This window comes from Granulicella paludicola, from assembly GCF_025685545.1.
GTDB classification, from domain to species: Bacteria; Acidobacteriota; Terriglobia; order Terriglobales; family Acidobacteriaceae; genus Granulicella; species Granulicella paludicola.
In genome coordinates this window covers 42,171-59,119 of sequence record NZ_JAGSYC010000013.1, presented here as the reverse complement: position 1 = coordinate 59,119, position 16,949 = coordinate 42,171, and the positions used below count along the sequence as shown (strand labels likewise).

Annotated in this window: 14 protein-coding genes and 1 pseudogene; 8 read left to right on the top strand and 7 right to left on the bottom strand. The window is 54.7% G+C overall.

Features of this window, described 5'->3' with window-relative positions; genetic code table 11:
* Window positions 1-117 precede the first annotated feature (117 nt).
* The 3 genes and pseudogenes from OHL14_RS00795 to OHL14_RS00785 form a co-directional block, all read left to right on the top strand.
* Window positions 118-837: pseudogene (locus tag OHL14_RS00795) on the top strand (DUF1738 domain-containing protein); the annotation flags it as partial.
* On the top strand, window positions 834-1,247 hold the full coding sequence (locus OHL14_RS00790) for a DUF6908 domain-containing protein (protein ID WP_263377399.1): 414 nt from the start codon (window positions 834-836) through the stop codon (window positions 1,245-1,247). The pseudogene OHL14_RS00795 and the gene OHL14_RS00790, both read left to right, overlap by 4 nt.
* An 80-nt stretch (window positions 1,248-1,327) precedes the next feature.
* The gene (locus OHL14_RS00785) at window positions 1,328-2,923 is read left to right on the top strand and encodes a ParB/RepB/Spo0J family partition protein (protein WP_263377398.1); all 1,596 of its coding nucleotides are present in this window, start codon (window positions 1,328-1,330) and stop codon (window positions 2,921-2,923) included.
* 460 nt (window positions 2,924-3,383) lie between these two features.
* Here OHL14_RS00785 and OHL14_RS00780 read toward each other — a convergent pair whose 3' ends face one another.
* Window positions 3,384-3,605 (bottom strand): helix-turn-helix domain-containing protein, encoded by a 222-nt coding sequence (locus OHL14_RS00780; protein WP_263377397.1) that lies wholly within the window; start codon window positions 3,603-3,605, stop codon window positions 3,384-3,386.
* 89 nt (window positions 3,606-3,694) lie between these two features.
* Between OHL14_RS00780 and OHL14_RS00775 the strand changes: the two genes are divergently transcribed.
* Complete coding sequence (locus OHL14_RS00775; protein ID WP_263377396.1) at window positions 3,695-3,913, top strand: hypothetical protein; 219 nt, start codon at window positions 3,695-3,697, stop codon at window positions 3,911-3,913.
* Between the two features lie 155 nt (window positions 3,914-4,068).
* On the opposite strand, the gene OHL14_RS00770 is transcribed toward OHL14_RS00775, so the two are convergent.
* Window positions 4,069-5,139, bottom strand: a complete 1,071-nt coding sequence (locus OHL14_RS00770) for a GlxA family transcriptional regulator (protein ID WP_263377395.1) — start codon at window positions 5,137-5,139, stop codon at window positions 4,069-4,071.
* Between the two features lie 178 nt (window positions 5,140-5,317).
* Window positions 5,318-5,941 carry a response regulator transcription factor gene (locus tag OHL14_RS00765; RefSeq protein WP_263377394.1) on the bottom strand — a complete coding sequence of 208 codons (624 nt, stop codon included), beginning with the start codon at window positions 5,939-5,941 and terminating at the stop codon, window positions 5,318-5,320.
* A 163-nt stretch (window positions 5,942-6,104) separates the two neighbouring features.
* Here OHL14_RS00765 and OHL14_RS00760 point away from each other — a divergent pair, with 163 nt between their 5' ends.
* A complete protein-coding gene (locus OHL14_RS00760; protein WP_263377393.1) occupies window positions 6,105-6,791 on the top strand; it encodes a response regulator transcription factor in 687 nt (228 codons plus the stop codon).
* Window positions 6,792-6,908: 117 nt separating this feature from the next.
* Window positions 6,909-10,010, top strand: coding sequence for a sensor histidine kinase (locus OHL14_RS00755; protein ID WP_263377392.1), 3,102 nt, complete (start codon window positions 6,909-6,911; stop codon window positions 10,008-10,010).
* Between the two features lie 154 nt (window positions 10,011-10,164).
* Here the strand turns inward: OHL14_RS00755 and OHL14_RS00750 are convergent, their stop codons facing one another.
* Together OHL14_RS00750 and OHL14_RS00745 are read right to left on the bottom strand one after the other, a co-directional pair.
* On the bottom strand, window positions 10,165-10,758 hold the full coding sequence (locus OHL14_RS00750; RefSeq protein ID WP_263377391.1) for an RNA polymerase sigma factor: 594 nt from the start codon (window positions 10,756-10,758) through the stop codon (window positions 10,165-10,167).
* A 791-nt stretch (window positions 10,759-11,549) separates the two neighbouring features.
* Window positions 11,550-12,632 (bottom strand): GlxA family transcriptional regulator, encoded by a 1,083-nt coding sequence (locus OHL14_RS00745; protein WP_263377390.1) that lies wholly within the window; start codon window positions 12,630-12,632, stop codon window positions 11,550-11,552.
* Between the two features lie 484 nt (window positions 12,633-13,116).
* Here OHL14_RS00745 and OHL14_RS00740 point away from each other — a divergent pair, with 484 nt between their 5' ends.
* Complete coding sequence (locus tag OHL14_RS00740; RefSeq protein WP_263377389.1) at window positions 13,117-13,602, top strand: MGMT family protein; 486 nt, start codon at window positions 13,117-13,119, stop codon at window positions 13,600-13,602.
* Window positions 13,603-13,609: 7 nt separating this feature from the next.
* Here the strand turns inward: OHL14_RS00740 and OHL14_RS00735 are convergent, their stop codons facing one another.
* Entirely contained in the window at window positions 13,610-14,605 is a 996-nt protein-coding gene (locus OHL14_RS00735; RefSeq protein WP_263377388.1) for a GlxA family transcriptional regulator, read from the bottom strand.
* A gap of 280 nt (window positions 14,606-14,885) precedes the next feature.
* Between OHL14_RS00735 and trxA the strand changes: the two genes are divergently transcribed.
* Window positions 14,886-15,212: a thioredoxin gene (gene trxA / locus OHL14_RS00730; RefSeq protein WP_263377387.1), complete on the top strand. Its 327-nt coding sequence runs from the start codon at window positions 14,886-14,888 to the stop codon at window positions 15,210-15,212.
* Window positions 15,213-15,390: 178 nt separating this feature from the next.
* On the opposite strand, the gene OHL14_RS00725 is transcribed toward trxA, so the two are convergent.
* On the bottom strand, window positions 15,391-16,926 hold the full coding sequence (locus OHL14_RS00725) for an MFS transporter (RefSeq protein WP_263377386.1): 1,536 nt from the start codon (window positions 16,924-16,926) through the stop codon (window positions 15,391-15,393).
* Window positions 16,927-16,949 lie beyond the last annotated feature (23 nt).

The window sequence follows — 16,949 nt, the reverse complement described above, 5'->3', positions numbered from 1 at the left end:
GAAGCTGGTCCCGAGGCTGACCGGAAAACGAAACCCGCCGAACCAGCGTCACCGCTTGGCCAAACTGAGGATGATGAGGATAGTGAATCGTCAGAGAAACATGGGTAGTGTGTGAGTGCTTCGCAGATGCCCACCGCCACCCGCGTGGCTGGGTTTTGGACATGGAAGAACATGGGGCGCAGCGTCAACGCAGGAGCCAAAGGCATCCGCATTCTTGCCCCGATTGTCGGCGTTCGCCGCAAGAAGGACAAGGAAGCCGAAAAAGACATCACCAAACAGAACGAGCGGGTTTTGCTCGGATTCCGTAACGCGTATGTCTTCGATGTCTCGCAGACTAACGGCGTGGACTTGCCGACCATGCACGAAGTCCGTGGCGAACCAGGCGAGAACATCGAGCGTTTGGCTGCGTTCCTGAAAGAACAAGGCATCCAGCTTGTCTACCGCGACGACTTGCAGGGCGCACTCGGTAAGAGCTACGGGGGACGCATCGCTATCCTCAGTGGTCAGGCCAAGGCAGAGGAATTCTCCACGCTGGTACATGAAACCGCGCACGAGATGATGCACAAGGCCGAACGTCGCACAGCAACCACCAAGACCATCCGCGAGACAGAGGCCGAGGCTGTGGCTTTCGTCATCGGGAAAGCCATCGGTCTGATCACCGGAACTGCGTCCGCCGACTACATCCAGCTTTATCAGGGCAATGCTTCGCTGTTGGCCGAGAGCTTGGAAGTCATCCAGCAAACCGCCAATGTCATTCTTGCCGCCCTAGAGCCGCCGATGAAGGCCGAGGACAGCGCACCCACCACCGACGCACAGCCGGAAGAGGTGGCGGCATGAAGACCATACTTGCCATCTTGAAGGAGGCCGGAGGTTGGCGACCCAACCTCTACCTCAAGATCGAAAACCCGCCCTACATGGAGCTTGTCATCGAGGCAACGGACGAGTCCGGCCCGTGTGGACTTCCTTCGCTTTCCGTCGCTCACTATGGCGAACAGAACGGCGACCTCATGCGCGATCCCGAGATGTGCTTTGAGCTTGGCTTCGCGGGAGGCGCACACCTGAACTCATTCTATTGGCGAAATGACTACGCAGGGATTGAGCAGTGGAGCCGCTTCATTCGTGAAGGCAATTACTGCTTTCACACACAGCTTCACGCGCAGCACGAACGCTTTGCGAAGACGTGGGACAGCAACCTCCGTCAGCAGGGCTTCGCCGAAGCCTTCACGGACAAGTGCATCGTCGGCTAGTCCGCTTCTCTTGGAGCGGAACCCGGACCTGTGCCGCTCTGCGACTTAAAACCCCAACCGCTCGAAAGGAGCATTTCAACATGGAAACCCAAGTCATCAATGCCACCGAGTATCGCAACGTTTCGCTTGCCGTCTTGAGCGAGTCGAAGACCAACCCGCGCCGCACCTTCGAGGAAACCGCCCTCAAGGAACTTGCCGAGTCTATCCGCAGCCAGGGCGTTCTCTCGCCTTTGTTGGTTCGGCCTCTCACCGAGAACGGCTTCGAGATCATCGCGGGGGCACGGCGTTACCGCGCCGCACAGATCGCGGAACAGTTCTCCGTGCCCGTCCGCATCGTCCACCTGTCCGACGCCGCCGCACTGGAGGCCCAGCTAGTCGAGAACCTGATTCGCTCCGAAATCCATCCGATGGAAGAGGCGCAGGGTTTCCGCGCCTTACTGGATTTGGAAGACCCCAAGTACAGCATCGAGCAGATCGCAGCCAAGGTTGGGAAGACTCCCGCTTTTGTGGCGCAGCGTCTCAAGCTAAGCGACCTTGCACCCGCAGCGGTCGAGGCGTTCTATGCCGATAGCATCGGCGTAGGGCATGCGCTGCTACTGGCGAAACTGTCGGCCGATCAGCAGGAGCAGGCACTCAAGGCTTGCTTCAAAGAGGTCTACGCCAACGGAGACAAGCCAGCGCGACTTCTCCTGCCCGTCCGCAATCTCCAATTCTGGATTGCGACCAATGTCCTCCTCATCCTCAAGGATGCGCCCTTCAATAAGCGGGACGCGCAGCTTGTGCCGACTGCTGGCAGTTGCGCCGATTGCCCCAAGCGCACAGGCCACAACAAGCTGTTATTCGGGGATGACCTTGGCAAGCAGGGCGACCAGTGCACCGACCCAACCTGCTATCAGGCCAAGGTAGACGCGCACGTTGCGAGGACCATCGCTGCGAAACCGGAGCTGGTGCAGATCAGCACCGCTTACGGCGTGCAGTCGGAAGGAAGCCCCGTCCTGCCGCGCAACAAGTACACCGCCATTCGGGATGACCGCCCGAAGTCGAAGGACGACGCCAAGCGGCCCGAGTTCAAAGAGTGCAAGTTCACCACCGAAGCTATCATCACCGAGGGAAGCGATGTCGGCACCATCCACAAGGTATGCGCGAACTCGACTTGCCCAGTGCATCATCCCAAGCAAACCAGCAACCGCGATGATGCGCAGCGGAAGGCCGAACAGGAAAAGCAGCGGCGCGACCAAGCCATCGCCAACGCGACCGGGCTTCGTGTGCTCTCAGCTATCGCCGCAGCCGTCCCAGTGCGATTGCTCAAACGTGACCTCTTCTTCGTTCTGGAGAAGCTGGTCACGGTCTTGGATGAGTCACGTATCGAAACGTTGGCGCGTCAGCATGGCATCCGTCAGAAGCGGGACGAGGGAGGCATCACGAAGACGCTGCTAGCGTTCATGCGTCGTGCCGATGAAGGCACGTTGTCCCGGCTGATGGTCGAAGCGACGATCCTACTCGCAGCTTCCCGCCAGAACGGAACGACTGTCCTGAAAGATGCGGCGACCCTGTACAGGGTGAACACCGAGGCCATCGGGCAGAAGGTCAAACAGGAGTTCGCAGCCAAGGCCAAGGCGAAGAAAGAACCCAAGCCCGAAGCCAAACCCGTTGCCAAGACCAAGAAAGTGGCCTAGCGTTCCATCCTTTGAGGGGCGGCGAACCTGCCGCCTTTTATTTTCTCGTGCGCCCAAAAATCGCGCAGGAAGACACCGCTTCGGTTTCTCCCTGCAACCCACGTTCCCGCTTTGGCTCCGGCCCCCGCTCGCCGGCTGCGCGGCAGGACGACGTTCCCCCTGTTCTTCAGAGTTCCATTCGTCACTCAAACCACCGTTTCGTGCTGCCAGAGGAGAGCCGTTCGCGTGTTTACGCTCGATAAACGCGGTTCACGTCCGAAGCCATGCATGGAGCTGCACACATACGAGATCCCTCTCCCGCATCAGAAGGCCCAAAGGGGACATATCTAGAGAACGCGTTGGCGGATCGCGCGGGCCTTGAGTTCCCCGATGCGGCTGCGCAATTTGCTCCAGAAAGAGAAGAGACAATCATTGTGGTACCTTCCTGGCCGAGGAAAGGAACGCTGTCAAATCGATTGATTTAGGGGATGGTTTTGAATAGGTCACCCGAACGAACCGACAAAGCTTTGGCGAGCTTGCCGATGTTTTCAAGTCCCACATTTCGCTCGCCACGCTCTATCCCGCCGACATAATTCCGGTGAAGACCAGCACGCTCCGCTAATTCCTCTTGCGAATAACCGCGCTCTTCCCGTAACGTCCGTATGGACCTTCCGAAGAGCTGTTTGAGGGACTGAGCAGGCACATATCCATGCTTCGGTGCCTGACCACTATGAGTCTACACACGATGAGTGTGATATGCTCCGCTGGAGCCGGGCCTATGGAGGTGAATCCATGATTGAATGCAAAGAAGTCGTCGGTCGCATCGTCCGTTCGCTCAAGCTACACGAGGATGGACCCTATGGCCCCGAGGTTAGTATCGACTTCGAAGATGGAACGGTTTTCACCGCCACCGTTCATAATCGGCATGTTCTCGAAGGCAAGCTGATGCGGGACGATGGTGGTGAACCCAAACTGCTCAGCCAGTGCATGACTCCGTCCTCGCCCCACTGATCCAGCTGTCTCTTCGCGTCCAATTTCCGAAACGGCGAAATCCTGGAGCCAGTCTGGCTTGAAAGTCCCTTTCCAAGACACTCTTTCTTCGTTCGCCCAGCGCCAGGTGCGCCGATTGAAGGTACGCCCCAGTGAGGTTCGAAAGGCAAAGCGATTCAGTGCAACGGTGAGAAGCGATTGTGGTTTGCTTCTCCGTTATGGGCGCAAGGAACTCCATCATTCGGCGTTAGCTGATCAGGCCTTTCGCCGCCTGCAAAGTAGCCGAAACGCTCCCGGTACTCCCTCGGAGTGAGATCAAGACATTGCGCAAATGCACGGCGAAGCGCTTGTTCATCACGGAATCCGGTGAGACCTGCAATTGCTTTCAACGGGGTCCCTCGCGTTTCAAGATGTGCGCGAGCTGCTTCGACCCGGAGAGATTGTACCCAGCGTGCCGGCGTCGTCTGGAAATGCAATTCGAACTGTCGCGCAAAAGTGCGTGGCGCCATAGCAGCCGCTCTGGCAAGCGTGCTGACGTCAAGCCTCTGCGCAATGTGTGCTTTTGCCCAGGCTGGCAGATCACGCATGCGCGTTCCTCCTACGTGTTCTTGTTGAGCTAGGATCGTGCTGCATTGAGCCTCGGTCCCTGATCGCCTCATGTACAAGATCAGATCTTTCGCGATTGAAATGGCCTCTGCATGCCCGAGGTCATCTTCAATTAGCGAGAGTGCCATGTCGACACCCGCCATATGCCCTGCTGTCGAATAAAGGTTTCCGTCTTTCACGAAGATCGGGTCTTTCTCAACTTTGACGCTCGGATGGCGCTTTGCCAGCTTTTCGGCGTAGCGCCAATGTGTGGTCACGCGCTTTCCGTCCAACGCGCCCGCTGAAGCAAGGACGAAGCTTGCAGAACCCACAACCGCGACTCGGCGACTCATCGTCACTCTGTTTCGAATCCAGCTAATTGTGGGCTCAGAAAGTTCCGTGTTTGAAGAACCGCCTAACGCAATCAGCGTATCGATAGGGCCCACGAATTCGCAGATTGGGGTGCTGTTGATGATCACCGCTTCGTCGACGCCTCGGATCTGTCGTTCCGATTTCAGTGACAAAATCTTCGTCGTGTAGGCTCGGCGGTTTACGTTGGCAGTTGAAAATACGGAGGAAAGACAAGTCAAATTCAGAAGATCGAGCGGTTGGGAAATGAGAAAAGCGATGACGCGAGGTTGAACGTGTGTTTCGTACGGCATGAGAGTATCTCCTCCGCAGAGCCAAGCCCTGAGTGGATTCTTTCTCATTAGGGTGACCGCTTAGAACACGATAAAACGGGGCGAATTGCCCCCTAGTTTTGATAGGTATTTCGTTCCGAGCAATCTCAGTCTTGGATTTGCAGGCTACAAATGACCCAACTCTACCGAGTGCCTTCGACTAAAGACGCAACAGACCGCGCTTCAACGCGATCGTCACGGCGTGAGCGCGATCATTGGCCTGCAGTTTTCCTGTCAGGTTCTTGAGATGAAAGTTCACCGTTGCCTCACCGATTCCAAGTCGGTCAGCAATATGCTTCGTTCTTAAGCCATGCTGAACCAGGCTTAACACCTCTAATTCCCGAGCGGTGAGATCTTCATCTGTTACGCTCTCGGCGAGAAGAGCGGCGACCTCAGGGGAAACGTATTTTCTCCCAGCATGCACCTTTCGAATCGCGGCGAGGAGCTCCGTTTGGGGTGTGCTTTTCAAGACATATGCGACTGCTCCGGCTTTCAGTGCTCGTTGTGCGTCGCTTTCGAACGTCGTAAGCATCATCACGCGCGCTCGAGGGAATTCTTTCAGGATGGCGGAGACAGCCGCCACTCCGTCATCCTCTCCTAACCGAATGTCCATAAGAGTTACGTCGGGACGATGAGCTTGAAATTCTGAACGCGCTTCCTCCAAACTGCGTGCGTGGGCTACCACCTTCATATCTGGTTCTGAATCCACGATAAAACGCAATCCCTCCCAAAAGACCGGATGGTCCTCGACGCTCAGAATTCGAATTGGCTCAGATTGGGTCAAAACAAGGGCTCCTGGCAGATTCTAAATGAACTACGGCAGATTATGCCCCTCGTCCGAACCGGCCCCGTAAAGTCCCCTTCGTTCAACGCCTCCGAATTTTCATAGGTGCTTTGCTCCCCTTTTTGGGGTTTCACGCACCGAGCCTATCAACGAAGCTTTTGATATGCGAGTTGAGCGAGAAGTTCGGAATGTTGGTGTGGAAACCATGTCAAATCCGGCAGCAAACGTTGTCATCGTTGACAGTGATGTCTCAACTCGAGAGTCTCTAAGAGAAGCTCTCCGCTCGGAAGGCTTCTGCGTGAGGGTCTTCGGCTCTGCAAAGGAGTTCTTGAAGCACCCCGACCAAGACCGCGTCATCTGCGTGATTCTTGAAGCTTGTCTGCCGGATCTGGATGGCTTGCAACTGCAACAGATGATCAAAGCGGAATGGCCTGCGGTGTCGATTATGTTTGTAGCTGGAGTCGCGAACATCCCGATGTCCGTGCGCGCTATGAAAGACGGCGCCATCGAGTTCCTCACTAAGCCATGCCCGGAAGAATACGTAATCACCGCAGTTCGCTCTGCGGCCGAGCATTGCCGCAAAATGCGCTTGATCGAGGCAGAACTGAATTCACTGCGTCGCCGTTACGCTCGTCTCACCCCGAGAGAAAAGGTCATATTCCCTCTCGTTGCGGCGGGAATTGCAAACTGGAAGATCGGAGTAGAGCTTGGAATCAGCGAGATTACCGTGAAAGTACATCGGGCTAACGTCATGAGGAAGATGAGCGCGGATTCACTGGCGGCTCTCATTCGGATGGGTCTGAAACTTCAGCTACCCATCAGGATAGGATCCGTTCCACATGCAGCCTGAGCGTTTCCCGCCCAAGCAGGCTGCCAATCAACTCACGGACCACGCATCCGCCGAGTATTTGAACTAGGTCGGTTCCCATAAGATTGAGCACACCAGCTAGACTGAAAGCTTCCCGCCATGAACGCTAACCTGCACAGCTCGTGGGTGAAACAACTAAGCCGACAACGCATTTTTATTCTCGCCTTCCTCTCTTTACTGGCGAATACCAGATCTGCGCTTGCCGTCGATCCGCGAACTCCAATCTCGCAGTATGGCCATACCACCTGGCGGCTCGAAGACGGTCTTCTCAATTCCGCGCCGCTCGCGCTTGCTCAGGGAGGTGACGGTTATCTATGGATCGGAACTGAAACCGGGTTGGTCCGTTTTGATGGCGTCCACTTTCAACAATGGACACCGCCAGGCTGGGAGGCTATTGCGGGCCATCAGATAAACGCGCTTTACACGGCTCACGACGGCACACTGTGGATCGGCACTCCAACAAACCTGGCGTCTTGGAAAGATGGGACCCTCAAAGTCGTCTCATCCCAGAAAGCACTTTACGTAAATCAGATCGTCGAAGACCGCGACCAAAAGATCTGGTTTACCGTGTCGCGCCGGGCCGATACCTCTCTCTGTGAGGTGTATGGGAAGCAAACGAAATGTTTTGGACGGTCAGACGGCATCCCTCTTGTGATTGGACAGAGACTAATAGCCAATTCGGACGGGAGTCTCACCTTGGGTACGGATGGCACGGTGATCAATTGGAGTCCAGCGAAGGGACTGATCTCATCGCACATCTTTGCTGGGTTGCCTTTAGGATCGACGGGGGTATCTGCCTTGGAGCATCGGGCAGACGGCTCTCTCGCCGTCGGCTTTGACACGGCAGGTTCGACTTTAGGCCTAGAGCTCTTAGTCCAGAACGAGCAAGCTCCCTTTTCATTGCCCGGTTTGGATGGTGCAAGGCTCAAGGTCCAAGCACTCTATGGCGATCGCAAGGGTACTTTTTGGATCGGTACACGCAGTGACGGGCTCTATAAGGTGAGTGAGGGAACAGTGTCCCACATCAGCCGAAACATGGGGCTGTCGGGAAATTCTGTTAGGAACGTCTTCGAAGATCGAGAAGGTAATGTTTGGGTGGCTACCGATGGTGGTCTCGATTGCTTCCGAGACCATAAAGCAATCTCATGGTCTGCCGATCAAGGACTGCCTGCCAGCTACGTTCGGTCGATACTCGCAACCCGTGAGGGTAGTGTTCTCGTTGGTATTGACGATGCCGTTAGTGTCCTTCGCGACGGTAAGCTTTCGTCTCTACCCCTTGCCGCTGGAATGCCCAAAGGAAATATTCAGGGGATGTTAGAAGACCAGGTAGGCCGTTACTGGATGGGCGTAGGCAACGAGCTGGTTATTCTCGACCATAATCGGCTCAGAGTCGTGAAGCGTCCCAACGGACAACCCACCGGTCAGGTGTTCAGTCTTGCCTTGGCTCAGGACGGCAGCGTTTGGGCTGTCGTTTTCGATAAATCCTTACCTCGGCAACTCATCCATATTCAGGACGACAAAGTGGTCGAGTCTCTAAGCGACAAACGATTGCTTCTTCGAGTCGCCTCAGATCACCAGGATGGCGTTTGGATCACCGGGACAACGTCAGTAGTTCATTACGCGAATGGGAAAATCGAGTGGATTCCCTTCAACGGGACACCCGGATTTCAGGGGCCTGAGAAGTTTTCCGCGCAAGACGATCTTCTCGTTTCCGCAGACGGCACTGTGTTTCGCAGCAGCTACTCGGGGGTTTGGGTCGTCAAGAATCATACGGTCCGTTTATTGGCTCCGGGAAGTGGTCTACCTTGCCAAGACGTTAGCGGCCTCGTCCTCTCACAAGAGGAATCTTTATGGATGCGGACCTCTTGTGGTCTAGTCGAGGTTGACCGTGACGCGATAAACAAATGGTGGTCCGGGAAAGACGACAAGATAGCTTATCGGCTCATCGACACCTTCGATGGAGCGAGGCTTTCTCGGTCGCTGTTTTTTCCTCAGATGGCACTCGCCCCTGACGGTCGCATTTGGATTGGAAATGAGAACGGTATCGAGGTTATTGATCCAGACCGCTTAGATTACAACGTTCTGCCGCCGCCTGTTCACGTTGAGGCTCTGGTTGCAAATCATCAAGAGTTCCAACCGACTGCGAAACTTGTGATTGGTCCGCGTGTTAGCGATCTCGAGCTCCGCTATACCGCATTAAGTCTGAGTGTTCCACAGAAGGTAACCTTCAGGTACAGGCTCGATGGGCGTCAGTCCACTTGGCAAGATCCCGGTACCCGCCGCGTAGCGTTCTATAACGATTTGAAACCCGGTCACTATCGCTTCCACGTGATCGCTTCGAATAACGATGGAGTCTGGAATACCGTCGGCGACACCTTGGATTTCGATGTCAAGCCGGCCTGGTTCCAGACAGCTTGGTTCAAGACGATCATGATCGCCGCGGCGTTTTTGATTGTTTGGGTTGCCTATCGTGTGCGGGTCAATTATGTCGCTGCCGCGATGAAGGCTGGTTTCGACGAACGTCTGAATGAGCGCACGCGCGTGGCCCGCGATTTGCATGATACGGTCTTGCAAACCGTCCAAAGTAGCAAGATGATCGCAGATAAAGCCCTGATGCCCGGCACCAACGAAGCTCGAATGCGCACGGCGTTAGAGCATTTGTCGTCTTGGCTCGGCCGTGCCACTACAGAAGGACGATCCGCTGTTTTTGCGTTGCGTGCTACGACCATGGATCATAGCGAGCTTGCGGAAAGCCTTCATAAGCAGCTCACAGAAGCTTGTGAGGGACATAACATTTCTGCGGGCTTCACCGTATTGGGTGATCCGCGTAAACTTCACTCCGTCGTCAGAGATGAGATCTACTCGGTCGTCCGAGAGGCGATCTCCAATACCTGCAGGCATGCGGAAGCGACAAACGTGTCCCTTGAACTCCGTTACGGTGCGACTCTGCGCGTCGTGGTGCGCGATAACGGGGTTGGGATCTCGGAAGAGGTCTTGGCACAAGGCAAACATGGACACTTCGGTCTACAGGGCATGAAGGAACGAGCAACGCGAATCGGAGGGAGTATTTCAATCTCTACCTCACGCAAGGGTGGAACTGAGGTGAGTCTTGTGATCCCTGGGGATATTGCGTTCAGACAGGAGCGGCCCGGTCCTGTTGCGCGTTTGCTCTCGTTCTTTGGATGGAACTCGTCTATCTGAGCACTGCGCAAGCCCGACATCATTCCCACGGTATTTGCTGCCCCTAAGAGCTGATTCGACGATGTATTTGGCGTCCAATTCGCCGGAATCTTCAGGCTTACAAGCAATAACAAACAGAAGTTTTAGCCACAAATCGGCTATCTCACGCGCCAGCTCACCTTACTGCTGAACGCGTAAGGGCGCGGTTCGGTGTTCTCAGTTTCTCAATGAGCATGACGCGGGCACGTAAGGTCCTCGACTTGGCGGCTGCGACACTCACACCGTTCCGTTGAGCGATCTCGTCCATCGATAGCTCTCCATACACCTTGTCCGTCAAGGCACTTCGCAACGACGAAGGCAGTTTACCCATACCTTCATGCAGACGCTGCTGAGCTTCTCGGGATATGTACTGCTGCTCTGGACCGGGAGTGGGATCTGAAACTTCGCGCGGGCGCGAGTCTTCCCCATCCATGAATTCGTCGAGGGACGAAAGCTTCGAACGCCGTGACTTGCGCAAATGCATCAGGCTCGTGTTGATCACTATTCGCGTTAGCCAGGTAGAGAACGCCGATTGGGCCTGGAATGTGTGAAGTTTGCAAAATACCTTGAGAGATACTTCTTGAACGATATCGTCTGCGTCATCAAAGTTTTTCATGATGGCGAAAGCCGTACGCCGCATCGTTCCGGAGTGGCGCGACATCAGTTCGGCAAACGCATCTGCATCGCCCTCGCGCGCATCTACAACCAGCTGGTCCGTTTCCTGTCGCATAGTATGTCCCTCCCTGAAGTAGCTTCTTTAGGCAATCCATGCCTGCTATTCCTGTGCAAGCTCTTGCTTACAGACCAATGTCAATGTCCGGGAAAGCCCCAAGCGCCGTTACATTCAACCCCAGCAAGCGACGTTCAAGAGACCGTGTCGTGCCGGTCAGATGAGCATCTTCACCTTCACGAATTTGGGTAGCTTCCTCGCGTTGACAAAAGGAGTATTGTCGTTCAAGCTCCGATTCTGCAGCTTCAAGTAAGGACCGATTCCGTGATCTCGTTGGGTCAAACCTATCTAGCATGACTGCCTCTCATGACATCATCCAGGCAAATAGATGGAAGGGAAATTGTCTGATGGTATCGGCCACTCGAGCGTGACCACGAGGACAGCGCAACCCTATTTCCTACGTGTCGATAGGTCTTTACGCAGAGAGCGGTACAGACCATAGTCTGTACCGCTCTCATTCGCAAACGCCGAGGACCTTTTCTACGAGGAACTATCAATCAAAGCTAATTCTTCAACAATGCCGAAGCTTGGACGTTAGGCAAGCAAATTCTGATTAGGGATCGTTGAGTTGGCAGTCGTCTGATAGGCTCGGCCTACACAGAGGCACTACGCTCCTCGATTACGAGGATGGGCGTTGAGACTTCGTGCAAAGCGCACGGTCCATCCACGTGATTACTAGCGTTTGCCGCAGACATATTTCTTGGGGTACGGTTCACCCGACACGGTGATCGTTTTACGTTGATGGCTGTCGCTTCGCGCTGACCCTCTGCATGGAAAGCTTTAGCTTGCCTTCACGCTTCCGCGACGACGGGTTGTTTATTTGTGAGACTCGATGTAACTATCCTGCTCGGGACGTCCGTCTCGAACTTGCCACTTGAATCCGGTCGCGCATCATGACTGCGATCCAATTCTCCAAAGCGTTCCCGATACTCTTTGGGGGTCACACCAATTTGCTGAACGAAGGCTCGACGCAATGCCTGCTCGTCACGAAAGCCGGTCAGTCGCGCAACCTTACCAATCGAGAGCGTCCGATCTTCGAGATGCTGCATTGCAGTCTCAACTCGAATCGATTGAACCCAACGTGCCGGCGTCATGCCAAACTGCGCTTTGAATTGCCGCATGAACGTCCGCAAGCCCATAGCGGCAGCCTTCGCAAGCTGAGCAACGTCCAGCTTCTGATGGAGATGCGCTTTGGCCCAGGCCGGCAGATCACGCATTCTCGCGTTATCGATGTCCTCTTGTTGTGCGAGCAAGGTGCTGTATTGGGACTGACCGCCTGGACGCCTCAAGAACAAAACCAGAATGCGCGCGATGGACGCCGCCAAGGCGTGGCCCAAGTCTTCCTCTACGAGGGCCAGAGAGAGATCGATGCCAGCGGTTACACCAGCGGTGGTGTAAAACTTGCCCTCTTTGATGAAGATCGGATCGCGTTCCACCTTCAAATGCTTGTAGCGGGTCTGCAGAAGATCGCACCAAAGCCAATGTGTAGCGACACGATGACCATCAAGCAGGCCTGCACCAGCGAGGATAAATGCTCCGGTGCATATAGATGTGACTCGCCGAATATACGGGGCACGTTCGCGCAGCCATTGATATAGTTGAGGTGATTGGGGTGCAACCGCTCCATCACCTCCGATCGCAATTAGGGTATCAATCGGCCCAACATAATCGGAGTATCTGGCAGCATTGGCGATGGACATCCCGCCTGCGGTTTCGACTGTACCGGTCTCGCCGGTGGAGAGTATCTGGATCGAGTAAAAACGCTCTCCGTCTACTGTGGCACGCTCGAAAACGGACGAAGGACCTGTCAGATCGAGGATCTCGAACGGAGATGCGACGAGGAAGGCGATCACGGGATGTTGGCGTCCCGGCATGTAGAAAGTATCTCATAATTGGCAGATTTCGCCGTCAGATGCTTCTTTCTGCCAAATCAGCGATTCCGTGCACATTCCACGGCAGAGTCTTATCAAAAGGTTTTTGATGAGGCTATATGCCCGCTTGGAATCTAGATGATGTGGAAACTGCCATGCCCGAAACTTCCATCTTGGCAATGCGTTGGTGGCGAAGGCAGCGCCCTGAAGGCCGCGTTCAAATGCCAAACCACCACCGCCGACACTCAGCGTGATCCGGTCACAGCAGTCGCTGCTCGGTGGGACAGTTCCTCCTTCCACGAGGAGCTCGGTTCCACGTGAGTCCTCCAACCGCGACTCCCGAACCAATCGGATTGAATTACGGGTTATCGAGGCGCTTTTCTGGTGGTAAAGCACAGTCCTAGAAAGGACCTTTGAACATAGGGCGGTTCCTCGGACCGAAGGAACGCGAGACATTGCAAGAAAACTCCAAACGAAACCATCTGGCATGGAATGCCTGTTCTTTGTCAGAAACGTGGCCCCCAAAAATCGTGCATCATTGGGTGTGGCGAATAACAACTCTTTAGCTAAAACCCGCGGTCGACGAGCAATTGTCTTCGACCAGCTTGCCTTTGAACAGGGAAAGAAGAAGCTGCGGCGCGATGCAATCCAAACCAACGAGCCTCGCGATTTAGCGTTCCAAAGAATGATCCTCGCGATTCCATCAGGGAAGGTCAGCACGTACGGGGCGGTAGCAGCCGCGGCCGGTTATCCTCGCTACCACCGCGCCGTCGCTCGGCTCTTACGGACCGTGCCGGTCGACCATCTTCCTTGGCATCGGGTTGTGGGTGCTGGAGGACAGATCAAACTTCCGGGCGATGGAGCACGCGAACAGCGAAAACGACTGAAGCTTGAGGGTGTCGAGTTTATGGGAACGCGTGTCGATATGCAGCGCTTTGAGCATGTTTTGCGGACTTGGGAGATCTATCGCTAGCTCACCTCTAAACCTTGACTGAGCCAGTTGCAGAGATGGAAGCGCTGAATCGTTCGCGGTACTCTTTGGGTGTCAGCGATAGCTGCTGCAGAAACGCCCGCCTCAGTGCCTGTTCGTCGCGAAACCCTGTGAGTCGCGCGATGCTCTTTAAAGCAATTTCCCCCGTCTCCAAATGTTGGCGGGCGGCCTCGACCCGAACGGATTGCACCCATCGTGCAGGCGTTGTTCTGAAATGAAGCTCGAATTGCCGAGCAAACGTTCGGGGTGTCATCGAGACCACCTTGGCTAGTTCATGAACATCCAGTTTTTTTTCTAATCGCGAAGTCACCCAGGAAGGAAGTTCGCGCATTGGAGTTCCGCTCACATCTGCCTGCTGTGCCAGGAGAGAACTGTACTGAGCCTGGTTCCCGGGACGACGCAGGAATAGGACCATCTCGCGAGCAACACAAGCTGCAATGGCATGGCCCAGATCTTCTTCTAGCAGTGCGAGAGCCAGATCGATTCCTGCACTTGTGCCGGCTGTCGTGTAGACCTTGCCATCGCGAATGTAAATCGGATTTCGATCGACTCTCAGATGCTTGTGACGCGCTATCAATTCGTCAACGTGTTGCCAATGCGTCGTAACTCGCCTTCCATTCAATACTCCGGCTTCCGCCAAGAGAAAAGCTCCGGTGCAAACCGACGCAATGCGATTGACATGATTGAATCTGTTTCGTATCCACGGCAAAACCTCAGGAGCGGGAGTCGCCATTGAGCCTTCGCCACCGACCGCAATCAGGGTGTCAATCGGACCGCTGTGGTCTGCGAAATATGTAACCGGACTTAGGGAGATTCCGGATGTGCTGTAAGCCATCGAAGAACGCACAGTGGATAGAAGTTTGATCGTGTAATACTCTTTCCCATTCAACTTTGCTTTCGAGAAGACTGACATTGGCCCGGTGAGATTGAGCAACTCGAATGGAGGAGCCACGAGGAATGCGATTACGCGAGCGCGAGGAGCCATGCGGTCCATCATAACGTGGCAGAAAATGATTGTTTTCTGGCATTTAAGCCGCTTTCTTGAGTTACGCTCCTGGCTGAATTCGCCTCTTTTCTGTCAATTCAACTCTAGAAGTCAACTCATCTAGAACCCTGCGTTTGTTGAACTCTACTGTTCTCGATGCCAGATCGTGCAGACAAGACAGAGCGGTTGGGGATGAAGACGTAGCTGTGAGATGTGTCGGTGTCTGATTCGCGACGGCAAAACGTGAGTTGTTATCGAACCCTAACGAGAGGAATAAAAAATGGTAAGCATCGCGGAAGTCAGTGATGCCACCTTCGCCAGTGAGGTCTTGGCATCGCAAGAGCCGGTGCTGGTAGATTTCTGGGCATCGTGGTGTGGCCCATGTCGCGCGGTAGCCCCGATCGTCGAGGAGGTTGCCGCCACTTATGAAGGAAAACTGAAAGTCTTGAAGATGAATGTCGATCAAAACAATCTCACACCGGCTCAATACGGGATCAGAGGTATTCCTGCACTACTCATCTTCAAAGACGGCCAGATTGCTGAACAGATCGTAGGTTATGTGCCGAAGAGCACAATCGATCAAACAGTAGACCGGGTCTTGGCCTAGCGGGCCACTCGATGGCGACCACGATTGTGCTTATATGCCGTCTCGGCATCTCTCCGAGAAGCCGAGACGGACAGCACTGGGAGGGGGCAATGAAATCGGAAAAGACTAATGGTGAGAGCCGCCGACTCCGAGACGGGTCTTTTAACAAATCATCATGCGATGTTCGTCGAGGTCTTGATTAGGCCTCCCGCTCCTGCCCATCGATAAAAAGATATCCAATGACTGCTGCCCCGGCCAACGAAGCCGCCATCCACCAAAGCACGAGCTTGTAGGCGTGGATAAACGAGGCAAGAACTGCCCGCTGTACGAGAGGGTCTGTTGACTTGATAGCCGCAAGCTGAAAGCGACTTGCCAGAACCTCCGCAGCCTCGCCAGGCGGTATAGGCAAGAGCGCTAGCTGCTGATCAAGACGGCGAACAAAAACAGCGAGCAACAGAGCGCTGAAGAAAGCCACAGCGAGTAAAGAAGCGAGTCTGGAAACGGCGTTGTTGATGCCAGACGCAATGCCGGCATGCTCCCGTGGAGCTGAATTCATGATCGTTGTGGTGAGGGGAGAAACAACGAGAGTCATCCCTATCGAAGTCACAAGAACAGCAGGAAAAAAGGACGTCCAGTAGCGTCCGTCTTGTGGGAGCATAGAGAACAAAATGTAACCAAGGGCCACAATCAGCGAGCCCAGTGTCAGCGGCAGGCGCGCTCCGTATCGCTCAACTAGCTTCCCCGCCGAGCGGGAGAAAATCATCATGATCACTACAAATGGAGAGAATGCGGCCCCTGCAACTATCGCCGAATAGTGCTGAGCCTGAATCAAATCTAAGGGAATGAAGAACAACATTGCACTCAAGGGACCATATACAAGGAACGTGAGGGCGTTGGCCCCTGAGAAATTGCGTGAATGCAAGACCTCCGCGGGAATGAGGGGATCCACGGTCTTCCTCTCAAGGGTGAGTAACCCCGCCAAAGCAGCAATTCCCACGACCGCCAGGCTCACGAGCAACCTGTGACGTGCATCTACGGGCCACTCAATCAGCGCATACGTCAGACTGCCCATACTGATGATTGTGAGGGCTGCTCCACGCCAGTTCATCGCTCTGGGACCCGCATCATCATGACTCTCTCCCATGGCGAGGCAGAGAAGCCAAACAGCAACCGCGATGGGGGCGTTCAAGAAAAAGATCCAGCGCCAACTCACATGTTGGATGAGCCAACCACCAGCAACGGGTCCCACTGCTGTCGTAATCGCCGAGAAAGCAGACCAAGTTCCAATGGCTCGGCCACGAACGTCCTCGGGATATGCTGATGTAATCAGCGCGAGACTGCCGGGCACAAGAAGTGCACCCCCAACCCCTTGAATTGCCCGAGCCCCTATCAGCTCGACACTGTTGACTGATAATCCACAAGCGATGGATGACAGTGCAAAAAGAGCAGCGCCGAAAACGTACGTTCTGCGTCGTCCGTATCGATCTCCAAGAGCGCCACCAGTCAGAAGGAGAGATGCCAGTGTGAGCGTATAGGCTTCGATCACCCACTGCACCGCAGAGAAGTTGGACCTGAAAGCGCTTTGCAGGGACGGTATCGCAAGATTGACGACTGTTCCATCAAGGAACACCATTCCTGAGCCGAGAATCGCGGCAAAAAGAACGAGATGGTTGTGTCTCGCGTTGATTTGATGAGCTTGACGCATAGCAACACTCAAGTCTTTATAAAGTGACAATCATTCAGCGATATCACGCTGAA